The following is a 3,043-nucleotide window of genomic DNA, read 5'->3' as shown; positions in this document are numbered from 1 at the left end:
CGGCGACACGCCGCCGGAGGACCGTCCGGCCGGGTGACGGGCCCGCCCCGCCCGCCGGTTGGGCCGAAGGTCCCTCGGAGGGGGCCGGGCGGCCCGTGGCGTCTCCCCCCGGCCGGGCACACGCTGGCACCGGGGGCACCGAAGCCGCCGTCCGGCTGTGGCGGCGGGCACGGAAGGAGACGGGCGATGACATCCACCACCACTCTGAGCGCGGGTCTCCCGGCCGCGCACCGCGAAGGACTGATGCGGCACGCCCGCGAGGTCTCCTTCCCGGCCGGGGTGCGCCTGTTCGAGGAAGGACGGCGCGCCGACCGGTTCTGGATCGTCCGGACCGGAACCGTCGCCCTCGACCTGCAGGTCCCCGGTCACCGCGCGGCCGTGATCGAGTCGCTGGGCCACGGCGAGCTGATCGGCTGGTCCTGGCACTACCCGCCGCGCATGTGGCACCTGGGCGCCGGGACCACGAGCCCGGTGCGTGCCTGGGAGTTCGACGCGGAGGCCGTACGGACGCTGTGCGACGAGGATCCCGAGTTCGGCCGCATGATCGCCGTGTGGGTCGGCCGGGTGGTCGCCCAGCGGCTGCACGCCACCCGGATCCGGCTGCTCGACCTGTACGCCCCGTACGGCAGCGGACGCGGCTGACGGCCGTGGACGGCGGCCCGCGCGGGCCGGCCGGTCAGCCCGTGCGTTCCCAGCCCCGGTGGGGTGCGCGGGCGCCGAGCCGGACGCCGCGGCTGCGGTAGACGATGTAGGGGCGGGTGAGGCCGTGAGCATGTGGACGAGCCGGGTGAAGGGCCAGGCGGCGAAGAGCAGCAGGGCGCTGACGGCGTGGAGCTGGAAGAGGACCGGGGTGCCGGTCATCAGGTCCGGGTCGGGCTGGAGGTAGAAGATCGAGCGGGACCAGGGGGAGATGGTCTCGCGGTAGTCGTAGCCGCCGCCGACGATGTTCGCCGCCACGGTCGCGGCCAGGCCCAGCCCGATGGTCGCCGTCAGGGAGAGGTGCATCGCCTTGTCGTTGACGGTGGTGGCCGAGAAGACCGGGCCGACAGATCCCCAGCAGCACACCGCGTACGTAGGGGTAGCGCACGCGGGTGGGCGAGTACGTGTACCAGGAGAAGGCCGCTCCTCGGGGGCAGCCGCGCGGCTCGTACTCGGGGCGGTCCGGGCCGACGGACGGGTAGTCCGTCTGCTGGGCCTCCCAGGTGATGATGCCGTCCTTGACGTACACCTTCCACGAGCAGGAGCCGGTGCAGTTCACACCGTGGGTGGAGCGCACCACCTTGTCGTGCGACCAGCGGTCCCGGTAGAACTCGTCCGCCTGGCGGCCGCCCTTGCGGTGCAGCGAGCGCAGGTCCTCGGAGGTCTCGGCTCCGGTGAAGTAGCGGCGGCTGCGCACCAGCGCCTCCGCCAGCTCGCCGTCCATGCCCGCCCGTGTCCGCGCCGCGCCGGTCTCCGTGGCTCACCGTGCCACTCCGCTCCGGGCAGGACCGCCCGTTGGATTCGTGATCGGTTTCGCCGCGCACGACTCTACGATCCGTGTCCCCCCGCGTGGTCAACAGCCACACCAGGAACGCGGAAAGGGGCCCGGCCGGGGGGTAGGGCCGACCGGCCCTACCCCCCGGCCGGGCCCACGGCGACGATGGGGGGATGTTCCAGAACGACGCCTTTCGCGCGCTCGACCGGCAGGAGTGCCTCCGCCTGCCGGCCGGGGTGCCGGTCGGCCGTGTGATCTACACCCGGCAGGCCCTGCCCGCGGTCCTGCCCGTCAACTTCTCCCTGGACACGGACGCCTCCGTGCTCCTGGCCACCTCCCCGGGCTCGGACCTCGTACGCGCCGTCGACGGCACCGTGGTCGCCTTCGAGGCGGACGAGTTCCACGCGGAGGCCCGCTCCGGCTGGAGCGTGATCGTCACCGGACGGGCCACCGTGGTGACCGGCCCGGCCGAGCACGAACGGTTCGTACGGACCGGTCCGGCCTCGTGGATGCCGCTGCGGGAGACGGTCTTCGTGCGCATCGAGGCCGAGGTGGTCACCGGACGCGAGCTCAGGGGAGCGACGGCCGGGCGGTGAGCCGCGGCCGACGGCCGGCGCGGCTCGCCGCGGCGGCCGTCAGCGGTCCTCCTGCCGCAGCCGGTCCTGGACCTGGGTGGCGATGACGGCGGCCTGGATGCGGCGCTCCACACCGAGCTTCGCCAGCAGCCGGGAGATGTGGTTCTTGACCGTCTTCTCGGCCAGGTACAGCCGCTGGCCGATCTGGCGGTTGGTCAGTCCCTCACCGATCAGGGCCAGGATCTCGCGCTCCCGGTCGGTCAGCCCGGGCAGCGCCTCCGGCTGCTCCTCCTCCTTCCGCTGTCCGCCGCGCAGCCGGGCCATCAGCCGGGTGGTGGCGCTCGGGTCGAGCAGCGACTGGCCGCGGGCCACCGTGCGCACGGCGGTCACCAGGTCGGAGCCGCGGATCTGCTTCAGCACGTATCCGGAGGCACCGGCCATGATCGAGTCGAGCAGGGCCTCCTCGTCGTCGAACGAGGTCAGCATCAGACAGGCCAGGTCGGGCATGGCCGAGCGCAGCTCGCGGCACACGCTCACCCCGTCCCCGTCCGGCAGCCGTACGTCCAGGACCGCGACCTGGGGGCGCAGGGCGGGAACGCGGACCAGGGCCTGCTCCGCGGTGGCGGCCTCGCCGACCACGGTGATGTCCGGTTCGTCGTTCAGCAGGTCGTGCACCCCTCGCCGGACCACCTCGTGGTCGTCCAGCAGGAAGACCCGGATCGGGCTGTCGGGTCCGGGCTGCTCGCCGTCCGCCATCGATTGCTCCTCGTCCACGCTGTGTGATCGTCCACGCCGTCCGGAATCCCCCGGCCCTCACATCCTGCGCAATCCCGGGCCGGGAGGCCAGGGCCGATCGGCCCCACTCGTGCGAGGGGGCGTCATCACCGGTGGGCGGGGCGTCCAGGGCCTCGGTGCCGTGGGCCGGCGTCCGTCGGAGCGGTCGGGGTTCCGGCCGGCGAAGGGCGGCCGCGCCCGGCCCCGGGCAGCGCCGGCG

Annotated in this window: 3 protein-coding genes and 2 pseudogenes; 2 read left to right on the top strand and 3 right to left on the bottom strand. The window is 73.8% G+C overall.

What is annotated here, in order from left to right; genetic code table 11:
• Positions 1–186: 186 nt before the first annotated feature.
• Positions 187–642, top strand: a complete 456-nt coding sequence (locus B7767_RS02350) for a Crp/Fnr family transcriptional regulator (protein ID WP_085570623.1) — start codon at positions 187–189, stop codon at positions 640–642.
• Positions 643–819: 177 nt separating this feature from the next.
• On the opposite strand, the pseudogene B7767_RS47665 reads toward B7767_RS02350, so the two are convergent.
• Positions 820–1,005: pseudogene (locus B7767_RS47665) on the bottom strand (respiratory nitrate reductase subunit gamma); the annotation flags it as partial.
• Positions 917–1,423, bottom strand: a pseudogene (locus B7767_RS02340) (nitrate reductase subunit alpha); the annotation flags it as partial. The pseudogenes B7767_RS47665 and B7767_RS02340, both read right to left, overlap by 89 nt.
• 224 nt (positions 1,424–1,647) lie before the next feature.
• Here B7767_RS02340 and B7767_RS02335 point away from each other — a divergent pair.
• A complete protein-coding gene (locus B7767_RS02335) occupies positions 1,648–2,070 on the top strand; it encodes a pyridoxamine 5'-phosphate oxidase family protein (RefSeq protein WP_085570622.1) in 423 nt (140 codons plus the stop codon).
• A gap of 39 nt (positions 2,071–2,109) precedes the next feature.
• Here B7767_RS02335 and B7767_RS02330 read toward each other — a convergent pair whose 3' ends face one another.
• Positions 2,110–2,805, bottom strand: coding sequence for a response regulator transcription factor (locus B7767_RS02330; protein ID WP_085570621.1), 696 nt, complete (start codon positions 2,803–2,805; stop codon positions 2,110–2,112).
• Positions 2,806–3,043: the final 238 nt, after the last annotated feature.

It is taken from the genome of Streptomyces sp. 13-12-16, from assembly GCF_002114215.1.
In the GTDB taxonomy this organism is placed as follows: domain Bacteria; phylum Actinomycetota; class Actinomycetes; order Streptomycetales; family Streptomycetaceae; genus Streptomyces.
Note: the sequence above shows the minus strand (reverse complement) of the source record. Positions and strands in the feature narration are given on the sequence as shown.